The organism is Cryptosporangium phraense (genome assembly GCF_006912135.1).
GTDB lineage: Bacteria > Actinomycetota > Actinomycetes > Mycobacteriales > Cryptosporangiaceae > Cryptosporangium > Cryptosporangium phraense.
Map to the genome: position 1 here is coordinate 71,878 of NZ_VIRS01000021.1, position 15,696 is coordinate 87,573.

Below are 15,696 nucleotides of genomic sequence, written 5' to 3' on the forward strand. Positions count from 1 at the left end.
ACTCAGAGGGGGACGATCCGGATGTCACGGCGGTGGACGACGACGTTGCACTGATCGCACCGGAACTGCGGCTCGAACGGCGCACCGCACTGCTGGTGCGTCTCGATCAGTGCCGGGCCCTCGGGGGAGCGGAACCAGTGCTGGCTCCACGCCAGGGCGGTGGCGACGACCGGGAAGAACGCCCGGCCCTTCTCGGTGAGGCGGTATTCGACCCAGTCGGGTCGCTTGTCGTTCTGCATCGCGACCAGGACGTCGATCGCGACGAACGCGCGGATCCGGTCGGCGACGAGCGTCGGCGGGGCGCCGAGCGCCTTCTCGAAGTCGGTGAACCGGGTGACGCCCCGGAACGCGGCGCCCATCAGCGCCGACGCCCAGCGGTTGCCCAGGATCGTCATCGTGTCGGGGAACATACCGGCCGCGCCGCTGACCTGCTCGGAGTCCCAGCGCCGCCGGGTCGACGCGGCCGGCACCGACCGCTCCCAGCTGCCGCTCGGGCCCCACTCCACGCCGATCTCGCGCGCGGCCGCCGGCTTGTCGCAGGACGAGCACGACAGCACCGGGTGGAACTCCCGCTCGCAGACGGTGTGCACCATCTGCGGCAGCTCGTGCGCCGGGACCCAGCGCCGCTCCCACTCCCAGATCGCGATCATGAACGGCCAGAGCGACCGGCTGCGGGGCGTCGTCAGGTACTCGGCCCGCAGCGGGTTCGACTGGTAGACGTTCCGCTCCAGCAGGCCCTGCTCGGTCAGCAGGTTCAGCCGCGCGGTCAGCACCGCGTTGCTGATCGGCAGCGCGGCCTTGAACTGCCCGTACCGGGTGACGCCCTGCAGCGCCTGCTGGATCAGCAGCAACGTCCACTCGTCGCCGAGCAGCCCGAGCATCTTCCCGACGGCGTTGGTGCCGCCGGGCTCGAGTTCGGTGGGCTGCTCGTCGCTCATGGTTTGCTCGTTTCTGACGGTTAAAGGCCGATACTGGCCGCGGCGGACTCTGCATTGTGCCAGCGCCGCAACTCCGACCCGGCGGCCCACGTCGAATGGGTGCCCGACGAGATCCGCTCCGGCAGCTTGAGCTTGCAGACCGGCCCGTCGGCGATCCGGGCCGCGTCCAGCACCAGGCAGTACGACGCGTCCTCGACCATGTCGGTGGTCAGCGTGATCAGGTAGCCGTCGTCCTCGCCGGTCGAGCCGGTCCGTGGGGCCATCGCGGTCTCCGAGCCGTAGACCCCGTCACCGAACGAGAGGTGCTCCTCGGCGCCGGTCAGCAGGTCGTGCCGGACCAGCCCGTCGAACAGGAACCACGACGGCTTCCCGGTCGCGGCCCAGGCGTAGCGGTAGTCGCGCCCCAGGAAATCGCCGTTGATCATGCCGAACTCGGTCACCCGGTCCGAGAGTTGCTCCTCGCGCACCGCCCCGGTCACCAGGTTCAGCCGCCAGCGGTGCAGCCGGGACTGCATGCGGTCGAGCGCGAGGAACCGGAACGCGCGCTGCCACTTGTCGCCCATGCCGTTGTCGGCCGGCTCCGGGTCGCCCTGGAAGAACCCGTCGAGGACGATCTCGTCCCCGTCCTCGTAGGCGTTGGTGAAGTGCAGAACGTACGTGGGTTCGGCCTCGAACCACCGGATGGCGCCTCCGCGCCGAGGGATCACGGCGAAGCGGGACGGAACGTCCCGGTGGAAGCGGGGCGCGTGGACCCCGCGCTCCAGCGCGGTCGCGTCCCAGAACAGCGGGAAGTCGTTGAGGATCGCGTAGTTCTCGGTGAACGCCATGTCGTGCGGCAGCCGCGGCCCGGGCAGCGGCACGTCCACGTAGTGCACCAGCGTGTTGTCCGCGTCCACCACGCCGTAGTGCATGAACGGCGCTTCCTTGCTGTAGTTGAAGAACAGCAGCTCGCCGGTGCGGTCGTCGACCTTCGGGTGCGCGGAGACGCCCCACTCGAACGGGAACCGGCCGCCCCAGTCCTCCTTACCCCGGGTGTCGCCGCTGTACGGGTCGACCCGGTACAGGTCGCCGCACTGGTAGAAGCTGGTCAGCGCCATCCCGCGGTGCACGATGACGTCGGTGCTCGACGCGTCCTTCATCCGGCCGCGGGCGCCCCAGCCGTCGTCGCGGCGGGCCAGCGCCGGGTTCTCCGAGATCCCGGCCCACAGGGACTGCGAAGCCTCGCTCTCGGCCAGCAGCCCGTCGGTCCGGACGAACCGGTTGCGGTAGAACGTCTTCCCGTCCCGGAACCCGACGACGTGCACCATCCCGTCCCCGTCGAACGGGTGGTAGTTCTTCAGCGACGGGTGCAGCGGGTTCTCGGTGTTCCGGAGGTAGACCCCGTCCAGGTCGGCCGGCACCTCGCCCTCGACGACCTCCAGGTCGTCCGCGCTCCACTCGGTGGTCTGCGGACGCCACGGGCCGGTGCGGTACGGGTGGTCGTCGTCCTCCGGCAGCGTCGACAGCATCCGGCCCACGATCTCGACGCTCATGCCGATGCTCCTTGCCCGACGACGAAGCTGACGGTGGTGGCGGTGCTCCCGCCGAAGTTGAGCGTGCCGAACGTCGACGCGCCCTCGACCTGGTACTCGCCCGCGTTGCCCGACACCTGGCGGGACGCGTCGAGCAGCATCCGCACGCCGGACGCGCCGACCGGGTGGCCGCCGCCGATCAGCCCGCCGCTGGGGTTGATCGGTAACCGGCCGCCGATCGCGATGTCGCCGTTCTCCACGGCCTTCCACGACTCACCGGGGTCGGTGAGGCCGATGTGGTCGATCGCGAGGTACTCGCTCGGCGTGAAGCAGTCGTGCGTCTCCAGGCCGTCGAGCTGGTCGAGCTCGATCCCGGCCCGGCCGAACGCGTCCTGCACGGCCCGGCGGAGGTGGGGGAGAACGTACGGGTTCCCCTCGGACTTGTCGAGCTTCTGCTGGAGCGGCAGGCCGACCGTCCGGTGTCCCCACCCGAGGATCCGCGCCCACGGGCGCAGGTGCGGGTTCCGGCGCAGGTAGTCGTCGGTCACCAGGACGACGCCGGCCCCGCCGTCGGTGATCTGGCTGCAGTCGAACCGCCGGACGCGCCCCTCGACGGGTGGGTTCGTGGAATCGTCGTCGGTCAGCGACGGCACCTCCCACCCGCGGGTCTGGGCGTTCGGGTTGCGTCGCGCGTTCTCGAAGTTCAGCGCCGCGATCGCCCGCAGGTGCTGCTCGTCCAGGCCGTAGCGGTCGGCGTACTCGTCGGCGACCAGGCTGAACATGTGCGGCCACATGAACTTGACGCCGTCGCCCTCGTGGCCGGTCCAGGCCGCGGTGCCCAGGTGCTGGGCCGCGGTGTCGCCGGGCACGGTCTTCTCGAGCTCGACGCCGACGACCAGCGCGCTGTCGTAGTTGCCGGCCCGCAGGTCGGCCATGGCCGCGAGCGTGGCGATGCTGCCCGACGCGCAGGCCGCCTCGTGCCGGGACGCCGGGGTCTCCCACAGGTCGTCGCGGACCGTGGCCGGCATCGCGCCGAGGTGACCCTGGTTCGCGAACAGCTCCCCGAACGCGTTGCCGACGTGCACGACGCCGATCTGTTCGCCGGAGAGCCCGGCGGCGTCCAGCGTGCCGTCGACGACCTCGCGGGTCAGGTCGGCCAGATCGCCGCCCTCCCGCTTGAGGTTCCGGGCGAAGTCGGACTGGTAGCCGCCCAGGACCCAGATGTCGGTGCTGCTCATGGTCGCTCCTTCGCGTCCGACGCACTCAACCCTTGCGCATACGCTACAACTAGCAGAGTATCTCCCGCTGTTGAAGCCTTAACATTTCCTCGTCGATGAGGAGACACCCGTATGTCCAGTAACGCACTGGTGCTCGACTACGTCAGGACCCCGCGCGGAAAAGCGTCGGCCAAGGGCTCGTTGCACGGCACGTCGGCCGTCGACCTCGTCGTCGGTCTGCAGCGCGAGCTGGCCCGGCGCACCGGCCTCGACGTCGAACAGGTCGAGGACGTCGTCCTCGGCTGCGCGTCCCAGGTCGACGAGCAGGGCGCGGACCTCGCCCGGACCGCCACCCTCCTCGCCGGGTGGGGTGACCGGGTGCCCGGCGCGACGATCAACCGGTTCTGCGCGTCCGGCATCGACGCGGTCGGGCAGACCGCGGCCCGGGTCCGGGCCGGTGACCTCGGGCTGGGCGTCGCCGGCGGGGTCGAGAGCGTGTCCCGGGTGCCGATGTTCGCCGACCGCGGGCCGCTCTGGACCGACGCCGAGACGATCCGGCGCGTCGGGTCGGTGCACATGGGGATCGCCGCCGACCTGAACGCGACGATCGAGGGGATGGGCCGGGAGGAGCTCGACGCCTACGGGCTCGAGACCCAGCAGAAGGCGGCCGCGGCCCGGGAACGCGGTGCGTTCGCGCGGTCGCTGGTGCCGGTCGCGCCGTCGGACCACGGATCGGGCCTCGACCACGACGAGCTCGTGCGGCCCGGCACCACGCTGGAGACGCTGGCCGGGTTACCGCCGGCGTTCGCCGGGCTCGGCGAGGGCGGCCAGGATGCGATCGCACTCGGCGCCTACTCGGGCGTCGACCGGATCGACCACCTGCACACGGTCGGGACGTCCCCGGCCATGGCCGACGCGTCCGCACTGCTGCTGATCGGGAACGAGACGGCCGCGGAGCGGGCCGGGCTGCGGCCGCGGGCCCGGATCGTCGCGGCCGCGACCACGTCGGTGAACCCGGTCGTGATGCTGACCGCCGGGCAGAGCGCGGTGGAGGCGGTGATCGCCCGCGCCGGGCTGCGCCCGGCCGACATCGACGTGTTCGAGTTCGCCGAGGCGTTCTCCGCGCTCTGCCTGCGCTTCCGCCGTGATCTGGACGCCGGGCCGGACCGGCTGAACCCCAACGGAGGGACGATGGCGATGGGGCACGCGTTCGGCGCGACCGGGGCGATCCTGGTCGGGAGCTGCGTCGAGGCGCTCGAGGACCGCGACGGCCGGTACGGGGTCGCGGCGGTGTCGGGCGCGGCCGGGCTGGGTGTGGCCGTGCTGATCGAGCGGATCCCTTCGTGACCGGCCTCGACGGGCGGGTCGTGATCGTCACCGGGGCCGGCAAGGGGCTCGGGCGGGCGTTCGCGCTGGACCTGGCCGCGCGCGGCGCGCGGGTCGTCGTCAACAACCGGAACCGGGTGGTGGACGACGCCGGCCTCGGGCCGGCCGACCACGTCGTGCGCGAGATCGAAGCCGGCGGCGGGGAGGCCGTGGCCGACCACGGCGCGGTCGAGGACCCGGCCACCGCGCAGCGGCTGGTCGCGACCGCGCTCGACCGCTGGGGACGCCTCGACGGGCTGGTGACCAGCGCGGCGGTCAGCCGGCCGCAGATCCTGCACAACACGACCCCGGAGAACCTCCAGGAGGTGCTGGCCGTCAACGTGATCGGCACCGCGCTGGTCGCCGCGGCCGCGTCCAAGGCCATGCGGGTAGCCGGGTACGGGCGGATCGTGCTGGTCGCGTCCACCGCGGGCCTGCACGGCGAGCCGACCGTCTCCGCCTACGCGGCCAGCAAGGGTGCGGTGATCGCCCTCGGGCGGACCGCGGCCGTCGAGGGCGCGCGGCGGGGCGTCCTCACGAACGTCGTCCTGCCGTACGCGACGACGCAGATGACGTCGGACGGAATGGACCCGCGGTACGCGGGCCTGATGCGCGCGGAGGCGGTCGCGCCGCTGGTGAGCGCGCTGCTCGAGCCGGGGTCGGAGGTCAACGGCCAGGTGGTCGTGGCCGCGGCCGGCGGCCTGCGGGCCGCGGACTCGGTCGAGGGCGGGACCGTGCGGCTGGCCGACTTCCCGGACCTGTCGTCCGCGCTCGCGGCCAGCCGCGAGGGGAAGCAGCACACGTACCCGGAGGCGCAGGCCGCGTTCCAGGACTTCGCGGCCGAGCTGGTGATCCCGTGAACTGGGGCGGGTTCGGGCTGAACGTGCTGCTGTCGATCGTCACGATCGTGGTGTTCTTCGGCGTGCTGATGGCGGTCGCGATCCGGATCCGGAACCAGTCGATCATCGACATCTTCTGGGGGCCGGGGTTCGTGGCGGTGGCGGTCGTGAGCTACCTGGCCTCCTTCGGCTCCGGGAACGATCTCCGGCGGGCGATCGTGCTGGCGCTGACCGCGATCTGGGGGCTGCGGCTGGGGGTGTACATCGGCAACCGGAACCGCGGCCACGGCGAGGACAAGCGGTACACGGCGCTGATGCGGCACCGGACCGGGTCGCTGGTCGGGTTCCTGATCCGGAAGATCTACGGGCTGCAGGGTGTGCTGCTGCTGGTCGTGTCGCTGCCGGTGCAGCTGGCGATGTACCAGACCGCGTCGCTCGGCGTGCTGGGCTGGCTCGGGGTCGCAATCTGGCTGATCGGGTTCCTGTTCGAGGCGGTCGGCGACGCGCAGCTCGCCGCGTTCAAGAAGGACCCGGCGAACGCCGGCCGGATCATGGACCGCGGCCTGTGGGCCTGGACCCGGCACCCGAACTACTTCGGGGACGCGTGTGTCTGGGTCGGGCTGTGGCTGCTCGCGCTCGGGCACGTCGTCGGGGCCGTCGCGGTGGTCTCGCCGATCGTGATGACGTTCCTGTTGACCCGGTACAGCGGGAAGGCGCTGCTGGAGCGGCGGATGCGCCGTCACCGGGGCGCCGAGTACGAGTCGTATCTCTCCCGGACCAGCGGATTCTTCCCCCGGCCGCCGCGGAAGACGCCGGCGTGATCGTGCTCGGGCTGACGCCGCTCGGCGATCGGCGCTTCCGCGGCGAGAGCGACGGCGTCCCGCTGCCGCAGCCGTTCGGCGGCCAGCTCGTCGGGCAATCGGTCGTCGCGGCCGGGCGTCTGCTGCCCGGCGACCGGGCCGTGCACTCGGTGCGTACCACGTTCCTGCGGGCCGGCGTCACCGGACGGCCGGTGACGCTCGAGGTCACCCCGCTGCGGGACGGGCGCCGGGTGTCGGTGCTCGAGGTCAGCGTCCGGCAGGACGACCGGGAGCTCTGCCGGTCGATCGTGTCGGCCGCCGTCGACCAACCGGACGGCGTGCGTCACGCGACCGCGCCGCCGCCGGTCCCCGGACCGGACGCGAGCGTCCCGCTCGCCGACCTGGCCGCCGACGACGGCGGGCTGGGCCCGCTGTGGGACGGCTTCTCCCAGGTGGACGTCCGGGTGGCCGGCGCCTGCGCGGACGGCACCGTGCACCTGTGGATGCGGTGCGCGCCGCTGCCCGACGACCCGCTGCTGCACCGGGGCGCGCTCGCCTACGCCAGCGACCTCATGCTGATGGCGACGGTGCTGGCCCGGCACGGCGTCCCGGTGGGGCACGAACGGACGCTGGCCCGGGACTGGAACGCGGTGTCGCTCGACCACGGGGTCGTGTTCGGCGGCGAGGCGCGGGCCGACGAGTGGCAGCTGTTCTCGCAGTTCTCGCCGAGCGCGGCCGGGGGCCGGGCGGTCGTGCGGGCGTCGGTGACCGACGAGGCGGGACGGCCGGTGGGCGAGGTGGAGCAGCTCGCTCTGGTGTGGCCGGGCGCTTAGTCCTTGCACTTAGGATGGTGGGCGCGACGGTGGGAGGTGAGTACCGTGCGTAACAAGAACTGGTAGGTCACGACAGGCGCTTCCAGGCCACCGCGCCGACGGCGGCGCAGGCCGCACCGATCCCGCCGGCAGCCGCCACTGCCTGCGGCGGCGACATCAGGTCGGCGAGGACGCCCCCGGCGAGCACGGTCACTCCCTGGGCGGCGAGAAGGCCCGAGGCCGCGAAGCCGATCGCCCGGCCGCGTTCGGCGTCGGGAGTCGCGCGGACGAACGTCGCCTGGGTCTTGAGTAGGTAGGCGGTGCTCGCGGACCCGGACAGGGCCCAGAGGGCCAGCGTGGCCGGGAGACCGGGCGCGACGAGGCAGAGGATCAGCGGAACGCCGGCGGCGACGGCGAGCGGGCCGATCAGCCGGTCGCGGACGGGAGCCGGGACGAAGCGGACGAGGGCCCAGGCGCCGAGGACGCTGCCGAGCGGGTCGGCGGCCATCAGCAGCCCGACGGCGGCCGGGCCGGATCCCAGGGCGGCGGCGTAGGGCGCGGCCAGCGCCTCGGGCACCACGAACCACCCGACGTTCCAGGCCAGCAGGAGCAGCACCCGCCGCCGGGGATCTGCGAAGACGTGGGCGATCGCGGCGTTGCCGGAGGCGCGCGTGGTCGGTCGGGGCTTCGGCCGGTCGGTGAGGCCGAGGCGCAGGATCAGGGCGGAGAGGCCGAATGTCGCCGCGTCGGCGCCCAGGGCCACCGACGGGCTGGCCGCGGCGAGCAGGCCCCCGGCGCCGAAACCCACCAGCTGCACGGTCTGGCTCGTCACCTGCCGGACGGCGAGCCCCCGCTGGTAGAGCTCACCCGGCAGCACCTCGGGCAGCAGCGCACCCTGCGCGGCCGTGAACGGGGCCCCGGCCAGCACGACCCCGGTCAGCAGCACGCAGAGCACCCACAGCGGGACCCCCGGGAGCGCCATACCCGCCACCAGCCCGGCCCGGACGACGTCGGCCACCACCAGGACGGTCCGGCGCCGGTACCGGTCGGCCGGCCACGACAGCACCACCCCGCCGACGACCGCGGGCAGGAACGTCAGCGCGTAGGCGAACGCGGCCCAGCCCGCCGATCCGGTCCGCCCGAATACCAGGACCGCGACCGCCACCCGGGCCAGCTGGTCACCGGCCAGCGAGAGCAGTTCCGCGCCCCACAGCGCGCGGAACTCCCCGACCCTGAGCGAGGATGTGAGCGACGCCACGAGGCAACACCCTGCCTTATCGATACGCTTCCAGTAAGGGGCGCGGAGGCCCCTCTCGATCACCGGGCGAGGCTGAGTTGAGCGCTATCCAGGACATTCCGCTGCAGACGATCACCGGCGAAGAGACCACGCTGGGGGCCTACTCGGGCCAGGTTCTCCTGGTCGTCAACGTCGCCTCGAAATGCGGGCTCACCCCGCAGTACGCGGGCCTCGAGAAGCTCCACGAGCAGTTCCGCGACCGGGGCTTCTCGGTGCTCGGGTTCCCGGCCAACGACTTCCTGGGGCAGGAGCCGGGCACCGACGAGGAGATCGCCGAGTTCTGCCAGAGCACCTATGCCGTCCAGTTCCCGATGTTCTCCAAGATCGCCGTCACCGGCGACGACAAGCACGAGCTCTACCGCGAGCTGACCGCTGCGGTGCCCCACGCGGACGGCGAGCCCGAGAAGCAGCGGGAGCGGTTACAGGGGTTCGGCATTCCGACGACCGAGGAGCCCGAGGTGCTCTGGAACTTCGAGAAGTTCCTGGTCTCGCGGGCGGGCGAGGTGGTCGGGAGGTTCGCGCCGAACCTGGAGCCGGGCGACGAGCGCTTGGCGGCCGCCGTGGAGCGGGAACTGGCCGGCTGAGTTCGCTGTCCGGATCCGTGGGCCTGGACGGCCAGGGGTCGCGCTGGCCGGGCGGGCGCGTCGGCGATGAGTGAGCCGAAAGTGTCGTGGGGGGATGGTGGCGCGGATTTCGCGCCGGCGCGCCGACGCTCGGCCGCTGCCGGATCTCACCAGTGGCTAGCCATCACGGATGCGGCGCTTGACCACCCGGCTTCGTCGGCGGCAGCCGGTGGCCTGCTGATCGCGGCGTTCCGGGGTCGTCGTGATGATGCGGCGGCGGAGATGCCGCGGAACGCGCGGCTGGAGTAGCGCTGTCCGCGAGGACTCGCGTCGGGTGGGTCGGGGTCCGCCCCGGGAAGCGACGCGCCCGCCGCGGGAACGGCCGATGGCACGATCGCCCGGCTCGGTCTGCCCCGCCGGCACGCCCTCGGGCCGGGGCCGGGCCCGGCCCGCGCCGCGATTAGGATCTCAGCGTGTATCTGGCCGTGGGGTGTGCGATGTGGACGCACAAAGCATGGCCCTGGCACTCCCTCCCCTCCGCGGAGCGCCTGCGCGCGTACTCCTCCTGGTGCACCGCCGTCGAGGGCAACACCACGTTCTACGCGACCCCACCCCTCGCCACGGCCCGCTCCTGGGCCGCCCAGACCTCCCCGGACTTCCGCTTCATCCCCAAATTCCCACGCACCGTCACCCACGAGCGCCGGTTCACCGGCGTCGAGGCCGACGTCCGCGCGTTCCTCGACGCGGTCGAACCCCTCGGCCGGCGTGCCTCCGCGCTGTGGGTGCAGCTGCCGAGCGCGTTCGCGCCCGCCGACGTCCCCGCGCTCGCCACGTTCCTCCGCCGGCTGCCGCGCTCCTTCCGGTACGCGGTCGAGGTCCGTCACCCGGCCTTCTTCGCGGACGCGACGACCGCGGGCGCCCTGGAGCAGGTGCTCGCCGCGGCCGGCGCGGAGTGGCTCCCGTTCGACACGACCGAGTTCTTCCGGACGCCCCCCAGCAGCGACGACGAGCGCGACGCCTGGACGAAGAAGCCGCGGGTGGCCCGGCGAGACACCGCGCTCACCGACCGGCCGATCGTGCGCTACCTCGGCCGCGACGACCCGGCCCGCACCGTGGAGGGCTGGCGGCCCTGGGTCGAGACCGTGGCCGGCTGGCTCCGCGAGGGCCGCTCGCCGACCGTCTTCCTCCACACCCCGGACAACGCCGCCGCCCCGCAGTTGGCCCGCCGTTTCCACGACGACGTCCGGGCCGCGGTCCCGGCGCTCGAACCGCTCCCCGAACCCGCTCCGATCGACGCGAGCCCGGCCGAACCGCTCACGCTCTTCTGACGCGAGCCGGGATCTGAGCCGATCCACACGCTACCGGACGCCAACGGGGCAGTGCCGCAGGCAACACACTCGTTAGAGTGATTCCAGCAATGACGGACGGTAAGCGGAATCCCCGGTCGGTAGCCCAGCGACGAGGCTGACCAGCCCGGCGCTCGGGACCCGCCAGGCTCGCGGGGCAGGAGGCAGACCGTGGGATTGGGGAGCACCCAGCGCGGGAGCACCCAGCGCTCGACCGTGACCGCGGACGACATCGTCTTCCGGGACGGCACCGTGCTCAGCGTCCGCCGCACGCTGCGCTACCACTGCGCGCGGTTCGTCGTGCGGGGCGCGATCGAGAACCGCAACGCCGAGTGGCTCAGCGACGTGCTGGTCCGCCCGTGCACCGACCCGGCGATCGACGTCATCAGCGTCGACCTGGCCGGCGTGACGTTCTTCGGCGCCGGCGGGCTGCACAGCCTGAACCGGGCGGCCGAACGCGCGAGCGAACGGGGGCGATGGTTCTCGGTCTGGGACCCGCCGCCGTTCGTCCGCCGGGTGCTGGACGCGGGCGGGGTGACGTCGGCCATGCTGATCGAACCACCGACGCACGGGCGCGCCTGACGACGGGCCTCAGCCGGCCCGGACGACCGCCCAGGTGGTCTTGCCGTCGACGACCGGGAGCGTGCCCCAGCCGGTCGCGAACTCGTCGACCAGCAGGAGGCCCTTGCCGGGCGGGCCGTCGGCGGTGGCCGCGCGCCGCAGGCGGGCGGGCTCGTGGGCGCGGTCGCGGACCGCGAGGTGCAACATCGGCGCCCGGTAGGTCACGGTGACCGTGAACTCCGTTCGCGCGTGCCGGGCCGCGTTGTCGGCCAGCTCGGTCGCGATCACCATCGCCTCGTTGCGGATGCCGTCCAGGCCCCAGGCCGTGCAGGCGTCCTCGACCAGGGCCCGTGCCTGCCCGGACGCCGCGTCGGTCGGCCGCAGGTGGAGGCGGACGCGAGGCATCGGGTGACCACCGCGGACGGCGTCGACCGCCGACTCGACCGTGGGGTGGACCGGGATCAGGGCCGGCACCGACGTGCGCGCCAGCGCCGCCGCGGCCGACGCGCTCGGCGCGGCGAGCACCACCGGGACGGCCGGCCAGTCCGCGGTGCGCCCGAGGACGGCGGGGAAGACCGTCAGGAGCGTCGCCTGGCTCACCTCGAGCCCGGACAGGTCGACGACGACCCCGGCCGGGCACTCGGCAAGGCATTTCAGCAGCACACCGCGGACGGCGGGCACGCCGGCGAGCCCGAGCGAGCCGGACAGGCCGACCAGCGTGACCGCACCGGTCTCGCCGACCTCCCACCGCAGTTCCCCCATGCTGCTAATAGGACTCCGGAAAGCCGCGCCGGGCAAGCCCCCGGCGCATCGGGCCGAACCGAGGAGGCACCGTGGCCGACGTCGCGGCCGCGCTTCCGGGGTCCGGCTTTAGAGCTGATCGTCAGTGGGGTAGAAGCAGTCTCATGACTGAACTGCCTCTCTACGCCACCTGGGGCTTTACCGACAGCGAATGGGGGCTGCTGGTCGGGCTGCCGCAGTCCGTGCTGGTCGCGGCCAGCGCGGCGACGCCCGACAGCACCCGCAAGACCCGCGCCGAGGCCGAGGCGGGCGTCGTCGCGATCTCCGACGGGCGGGGCTCGGCCAGCGCGCTGGTGGCCGAGGTCGCGAACCAGATCGTCGCCCGGGCCGGTGACCCCGAGCTGGGCGAGGACCCGCCGGTGATCGCGCCGTCGGACCCGGTCGCCTACGCGGCCGACGTCGTGAGCCGGGCCGCCGAGGCGAACGCGCTGCTGGTCACCAAGGCCGAGCAGGCCGACGCCGAGACGTACAAGCACTGGCTGGTCGAGATCGCCGAGAGCGTCGTCGGCGCGGCCTCGACCGGCGGAGTGCTCGGCATCGGCGGCGAGACCGTCACCGACGCCGAGCGGGCGTTCCGCGACGACCTGGCCGAGGCCCTGGCCGACTGACCGGCCCGGCCCGGCCCGGTCGGGATGGGGTACCTTGCCCGGCATGAGCGAACCCGAGACCGACGACGAGCGGGCCCGGCTGGACGATCTGTCCAGCGAACTCGGCGAGGTCCTGCCGGACGACCTCGACGCGGCCGGGGCCGAGAAGCTGATCGCCGAGCTCCAGGACCGTGAGGACCACGGCGAGTCGACGTACACGTCCGAATAGACGGGAGCGGGCCCGGCCGGGATCGGCCGGGCCCGCCCCGGACGGACTCAGACCAGGTCGTACCGGTCGAGCTCCATGACCTTCGTCCACGCGGCCACGAAGTCCGCGACGAACTTGTCGCGGGCGTCGTCGCTGGCGTAGACCTCGGAGAGCGCCCGCAGCTGGGAGTTCGAGCCGAAGACGAGGTCGACCGCGGTCGCGGTCCACTTCACGTCGCCGGTCGAGACGTCCCGGATCTCGTAGACGTTCTCCTCCGACTCCGACGTCTTCCAGACCGTGCCCGGCGAGAGCAGGTTCGCGAAGAAGTCGCCGGTGAGCACACCCGGCCGGTCGGTGAGCACGCCGTGCGCGCTGCCGCCGACGTTGTTGCCGAGCGCGCGCAGACCACCGACGAGCACGGTCGTCTCCGGCGCGGTCAGGTTCAGCAGGTACGCGCGGTCGAGCAGCAGCTCCTCCGGCCGGAGCTTCGAGCCCGGCTGCAGGTAGTTGCGGAACCCGTCGGCCCGCGGCTCGAGCACCGCGAACGACTCGACGTCGGTCTGCTCCTGGGTGGCGTCGGTGCGGCCCGGGTGGAACGGCACGGTCACGTCGACCCCGCCGTCCTTGGCGGCCTTCTCGACGGCCGCGTTGCCGGCCAGCACGATCAGGTCGGCCAGCGAGATCTGCGCGCCGCCGGCCGCGTTGAACTCGCTGCGGATGCCCTCGAGCTTCTCGAGCACCGCACCGGTGCCCGCGTTCACGTCCCAGCTGCGCTGCGGCTCGAGCCGGAGCCGGGCCCCGTTCGCGCCACCGCGCTTGTCGGTGGAGCGGAAGCTCGCGGCCGACGCCCAGGCCGTCTGCACCAGCTCGGAGACCGACAGGCCGGACTCCAGCACCTTCGCCTTCAGCGACGCGACGTCCGCGTCGCCGACGAGCGTGCCCTCGACGGCCGGGACCGGGTCCTGCCAGAGCTGCGGCTCGGCGACCCACGGGCCGAGGAAGCGGCTGACCGGGCCCATGTCACGGTGCAGCAGCTTGTACCAGGCCTTGGCGAACGCGAGCGCGAACTCGTCGGGGTGGTCGAGCCAGCGACGGGTGATCTCGCCGTAGGCCGGGTCGAAGCGCAGCGCCAGGTCGGTCGTCAGCATCGTCGGCTTGGACTTCTTCGACGGGTCGAACGGGTCCGGGATGATGTCCGGCGCGTCGACGGCCACCCACTGCTTGGCGCCACCGGGGCTGGTCGACGGCTCCCACTCGAAGCCGTACAGGATCTCGAGGAAGCGGTTGCTCCACTCGGTCGGCTTGTCGGTCCAGGTGACCTCGAGGCCGCTGGTGATCGTGTCCTTGCCCTTGCCGCTGCCGTAGGTGCTCAGCCAGCCCAGGCCCTGGTCTTCCAGGCGGGCGCCCTCCGGCTCCGGGCCCACGTGGTCGTCGGCGATGCCGGCGCCGTGGGTCTTGCCGAACGTGTGGCCACCGGCGATGAGGGCGGCGGTCTCCTCGTCGTTCATCGCCATCCGGCCGAACGTCTCACGGATGAAGTGCGCCGCGGCCAGGTAGTCGCCGCTGCCCCGCGGGCCCTCGGGGTTGACGTAGATGAGGCCCATCTCGGTCGCGCCGACGTCCGGGACCATCTCGGAGTCGGACACGTACCGCTCGTCGCCCAGCCAGGCGTCCTCGGGACCCCAGAAGATCTCCTCCGGCTCCCAGGTGTCGACGCGGCCGAAGCCGAAGCCGAACGTCTTGAAGCCCATCGACTCCAGCGCGACGTTGCCGGCCAGCACCAGGAGGTCGGCCCAGGAGATCTTCTGGCCGTACTTCTGCTTGACCGGCCAGAGCAGGCGGCGGGCCTTGTCGAGGTTCGCGTTGTCGGGCCAGCTGTTCAGCGGCGCGAAGCGCTGGCCGCCGTCACCGGCGCCACCGCGGCCGTCGCCGATGCGGTAGGTGCCCGCGGCGTGCCAGCTCAGGCGGATCATCAGGCCGCCGTAGTGCCCGAAGTCGGCCGGCCACCAGTCCTGCGAGGTGGTGAGGACCTGGACGATGTCGGCCTTCAGCGCGTCGACGTCGAGCTTCTTGAACTCCTCGGCGTAGCTGAAGTCCTCGCCGAGCGGGTTGCCCTTCGACGAGTGCGCGTGCAGCACCGAGAGGTCGAGCTGGTTGGGCCACCAGTCGCGGTTGCTGTGCGGGCGGCCGCCGGTCTTCGGAGTCGGCGAATCGATCGCCGGGTTCTCGCTCTCGCTGCCGTGGGAGGTCACGGAGTCGTGCGCGACCGGGCAGCCCTCGGCCGCCTTCTGGTCCACACCCTGCGCGCTGGAGGGAGTGTTTTCTGGGGAGCTCATCCTCTTCCTTCCGGATCACGGGCAATGCGATGCGTCGCGCAGTCGGGGCACAGGCCCCAGTAGGCGACTTCCGCCTCGTCAACCACGTAGCCGTGGTCGTTCGAGGCGGTCAGACAGGGCGCGTCGCCGACGGCACAGTCGACGTCTTCGATCGCACCGCACGAGCGGCAGACGACGTGGTGGTGGTTGTCTCCGACCCGGGTCTCGTACCGGGCGGTGGCACCGGCCGGTTGGATGCGCCGCACCAGGCCGGTGTCGGTCAACACGCGGAGCACGTCGTAGACCGCCTGGTGCGAGATCGTCGGATGCTCCGCCCGGGCCAGCTCGATCACCGTATCGGTGTCGACGTGCGGGTGGTCGCGCAGCGCCGCGAGCACAGCCAGCCTGGGCCTGGTCACGCGCAGCGAGGCCGCCCGCAGCTGAACTGCGAAGTCGGACGTCACGGCATGAACATAGACCGCTTTTCTTGAACAGATCAAGTCTTGGTGCGAGTTTCGGTCCGGGTTCTGAGGTTA

The 15,696-nt window shown here is 72.4% G+C and carries 16 protein-coding genes; 9 read left to right on the forward strand and 7 right to left on the reverse strand.

Annotated elements, in window-relative coordinates; genetic code table 11:
• Positions 1-2: 2 nt before the first annotated feature.
• The 3 genes from FL583_RS27030 to FL583_RS27040 are packed head-to-tail and all read right to left on the reverse strand — an operon-like array spanning position 3 to position 3,687.
• Entirely contained in the window at positions 3-938 is a 936-nt protein-coding gene (locus FL583_RS27030) for a winged helix-turn-helix transcriptional regulator (RefSeq protein WP_142707650.1), read from the reverse strand.
• Positions 939-958: 20 nt separating this feature from the next.
• Positions 959-2,470: a carotenoid oxygenase family protein gene (locus FL583_RS27035; protein WP_142707651.1), complete on the reverse strand. Its 1,512-nt coding sequence runs from the start codon at positions 2,468-2,470 to the stop codon at positions 959-961.
• Positions 2,467-3,687 (reverse strand): acetyl-CoA acetyltransferase, encoded by a 1,221-nt coding sequence (locus tag FL583_RS27040; RefSeq protein ID WP_142707652.1) that lies wholly within the window; start codon positions 3,685-3,687, stop codon positions 2,467-2,469. The genes FL583_RS27035 and FL583_RS27040 overlap by 4 nt, the downstream gene beginning before the upstream one ends.
• 111 nt (positions 3,688-3,798) lie before the next feature.
• Here FL583_RS27040 and FL583_RS27045 point away from each other — a divergent pair, with 111 nt between their 5' ends.
• From FL583_RS27045 to FL583_RS27060, 4 genes are read left to right on the forward strand one after another with little or no spacing between them, the layout of a single operon-like run.
• A complete protein-coding gene (locus tag FL583_RS27045; RefSeq protein ID WP_142707653.1) occupies positions 3,799-5,013 on the forward strand; it encodes an acetyl-CoA C-acyltransferase in 1,215 nt (404 codons plus the stop codon).
• Positions 5,010-5,891, forward strand: coding sequence for an SDR family NAD(P)-dependent oxidoreductase (locus FL583_RS27050; protein ID WP_142707654.1), 882 nt, complete (start codon positions 5,010-5,012; stop codon positions 5,889-5,891). Before FL583_RS27045 ends, FL583_RS27050 begins: the two co-directional genes overlap by 4 nt.
• Complete coding sequence (locus FL583_RS27055; RefSeq protein WP_205752487.1) at positions 5,888-6,691, forward strand: DUF1295 domain-containing protein; 804 nt, start codon at positions 5,888-5,890, stop codon at positions 6,689-6,691. The genes FL583_RS27050 and FL583_RS27055 overlap by 4 nt, the downstream gene beginning before the upstream one ends.
• Positions 6,688-7,503: an acyl-CoA thioesterase gene (locus FL583_RS27060; protein ID WP_142707655.1), complete on the forward strand. Its 816-nt coding sequence runs from the start codon at positions 6,688-6,690 to the stop codon at positions 7,501-7,503. The genes FL583_RS27055 and FL583_RS27060 overlap by 4 nt, the downstream gene beginning before the upstream one ends.
• A gap of 67 nt (positions 7,504-7,570) precedes the next feature.
• On the opposite strand, the gene FL583_RS27065 is transcribed toward FL583_RS27060, so the two are convergent.
• A complete protein-coding gene (locus tag FL583_RS27065) occupies positions 7,571-8,740 on the reverse strand; it encodes an MFS transporter (RefSeq protein WP_142707656.1) in 1,170 nt (389 codons plus the stop codon).
• Positions 8,741-8,817: 77 nt separating this feature from the next.
• On the opposite strand from FL583_RS27065, the gene FL583_RS27070 reads away from it, so the two are divergent.
• The 3 genes from FL583_RS27070 (at position 8,818) to FL583_RS27080 (ending at position 11,270) form a co-directional block, all read left to right on the forward strand.
• Positions 8,818-9,363: a glutathione peroxidase gene (locus tag FL583_RS27070; RefSeq protein ID WP_142707657.1), complete on the forward strand. Its 546-nt coding sequence runs from the start codon at positions 8,818-8,820 to the stop codon at positions 9,361-9,363.
• 452 nt (positions 9,364-9,815) lie between these two features.
• Positions 9,816-10,670 carry a DUF72 domain-containing protein gene (locus FL583_RS27075; RefSeq protein WP_142707658.1) on the forward strand — a complete coding sequence of 285 codons (855 nt, stop codon included), beginning with the start codon at positions 9,816-9,818 and terminating at the stop codon, positions 10,668-10,670.
• A gap of 189 nt (positions 10,671-10,859) precedes the next feature.
• Positions 10,860-11,270, forward strand: coding sequence for an STAS domain-containing protein (locus tag FL583_RS27080; protein WP_142707659.1), 411 nt, complete (start codon positions 10,860-10,862; stop codon positions 11,268-11,270).
• Positions 11,271-11,279: 9 nt separating this feature from the next.
• On the opposite strand, the gene FL583_RS27085 is transcribed toward FL583_RS27080, so the two are convergent.
• Positions 11,280-12,011: an ATP-binding protein gene (locus FL583_RS27085; protein ID WP_142707660.1), complete on the reverse strand. Its 732-nt coding sequence runs from the start codon at positions 12,009-12,011 to the stop codon at positions 11,280-11,282.
• 143 nt (positions 12,012-12,154) lie between these two features.
• On the opposite strand from FL583_RS27085, the gene FL583_RS27090 reads away from it, so the two are divergent.
• Together FL583_RS27090 and FL583_RS40350 are read left to right on the forward strand one after the other, a co-directional pair.
• Positions 12,155-12,658 (forward strand): hypothetical protein, encoded by a 504-nt coding sequence (locus FL583_RS27090; RefSeq protein WP_142707661.1) that lies wholly within the window; start codon positions 12,155-12,157, stop codon positions 12,656-12,658.
• A 43-nt stretch (positions 12,659-12,701) separates the two neighbouring features.
• Entirely contained in the window at positions 12,702-12,866 is a 165-nt protein-coding gene (locus FL583_RS40350; protein WP_170323885.1) for a hypothetical protein, read from the forward strand.
• 47 nt (positions 12,867-12,913) lie between these two features.
• Here the strand turns inward: FL583_RS40350 and katG are convergent, their stop codons facing one another.
• Positions 12,914-15,181, reverse strand: a complete 2,268-nt coding sequence (gene katG / locus FL583_RS27095) for a catalase/peroxidase HPI (protein WP_142707662.1) — start codon at positions 15,179-15,181, stop codon at positions 12,914-12,916.
• A complete protein-coding gene (locus FL583_RS27100) occupies positions 15,178-15,624 on the reverse strand; it encodes a Fur family transcriptional regulator (protein ID WP_142707663.1) in 447 nt (148 codons plus the stop codon). The genes katG and FL583_RS27100 overlap by 4 nt, the downstream gene beginning before the upstream one ends.
• Between the last annotated feature and the right edge of the window lie 72 nt (positions 15,625-15,696).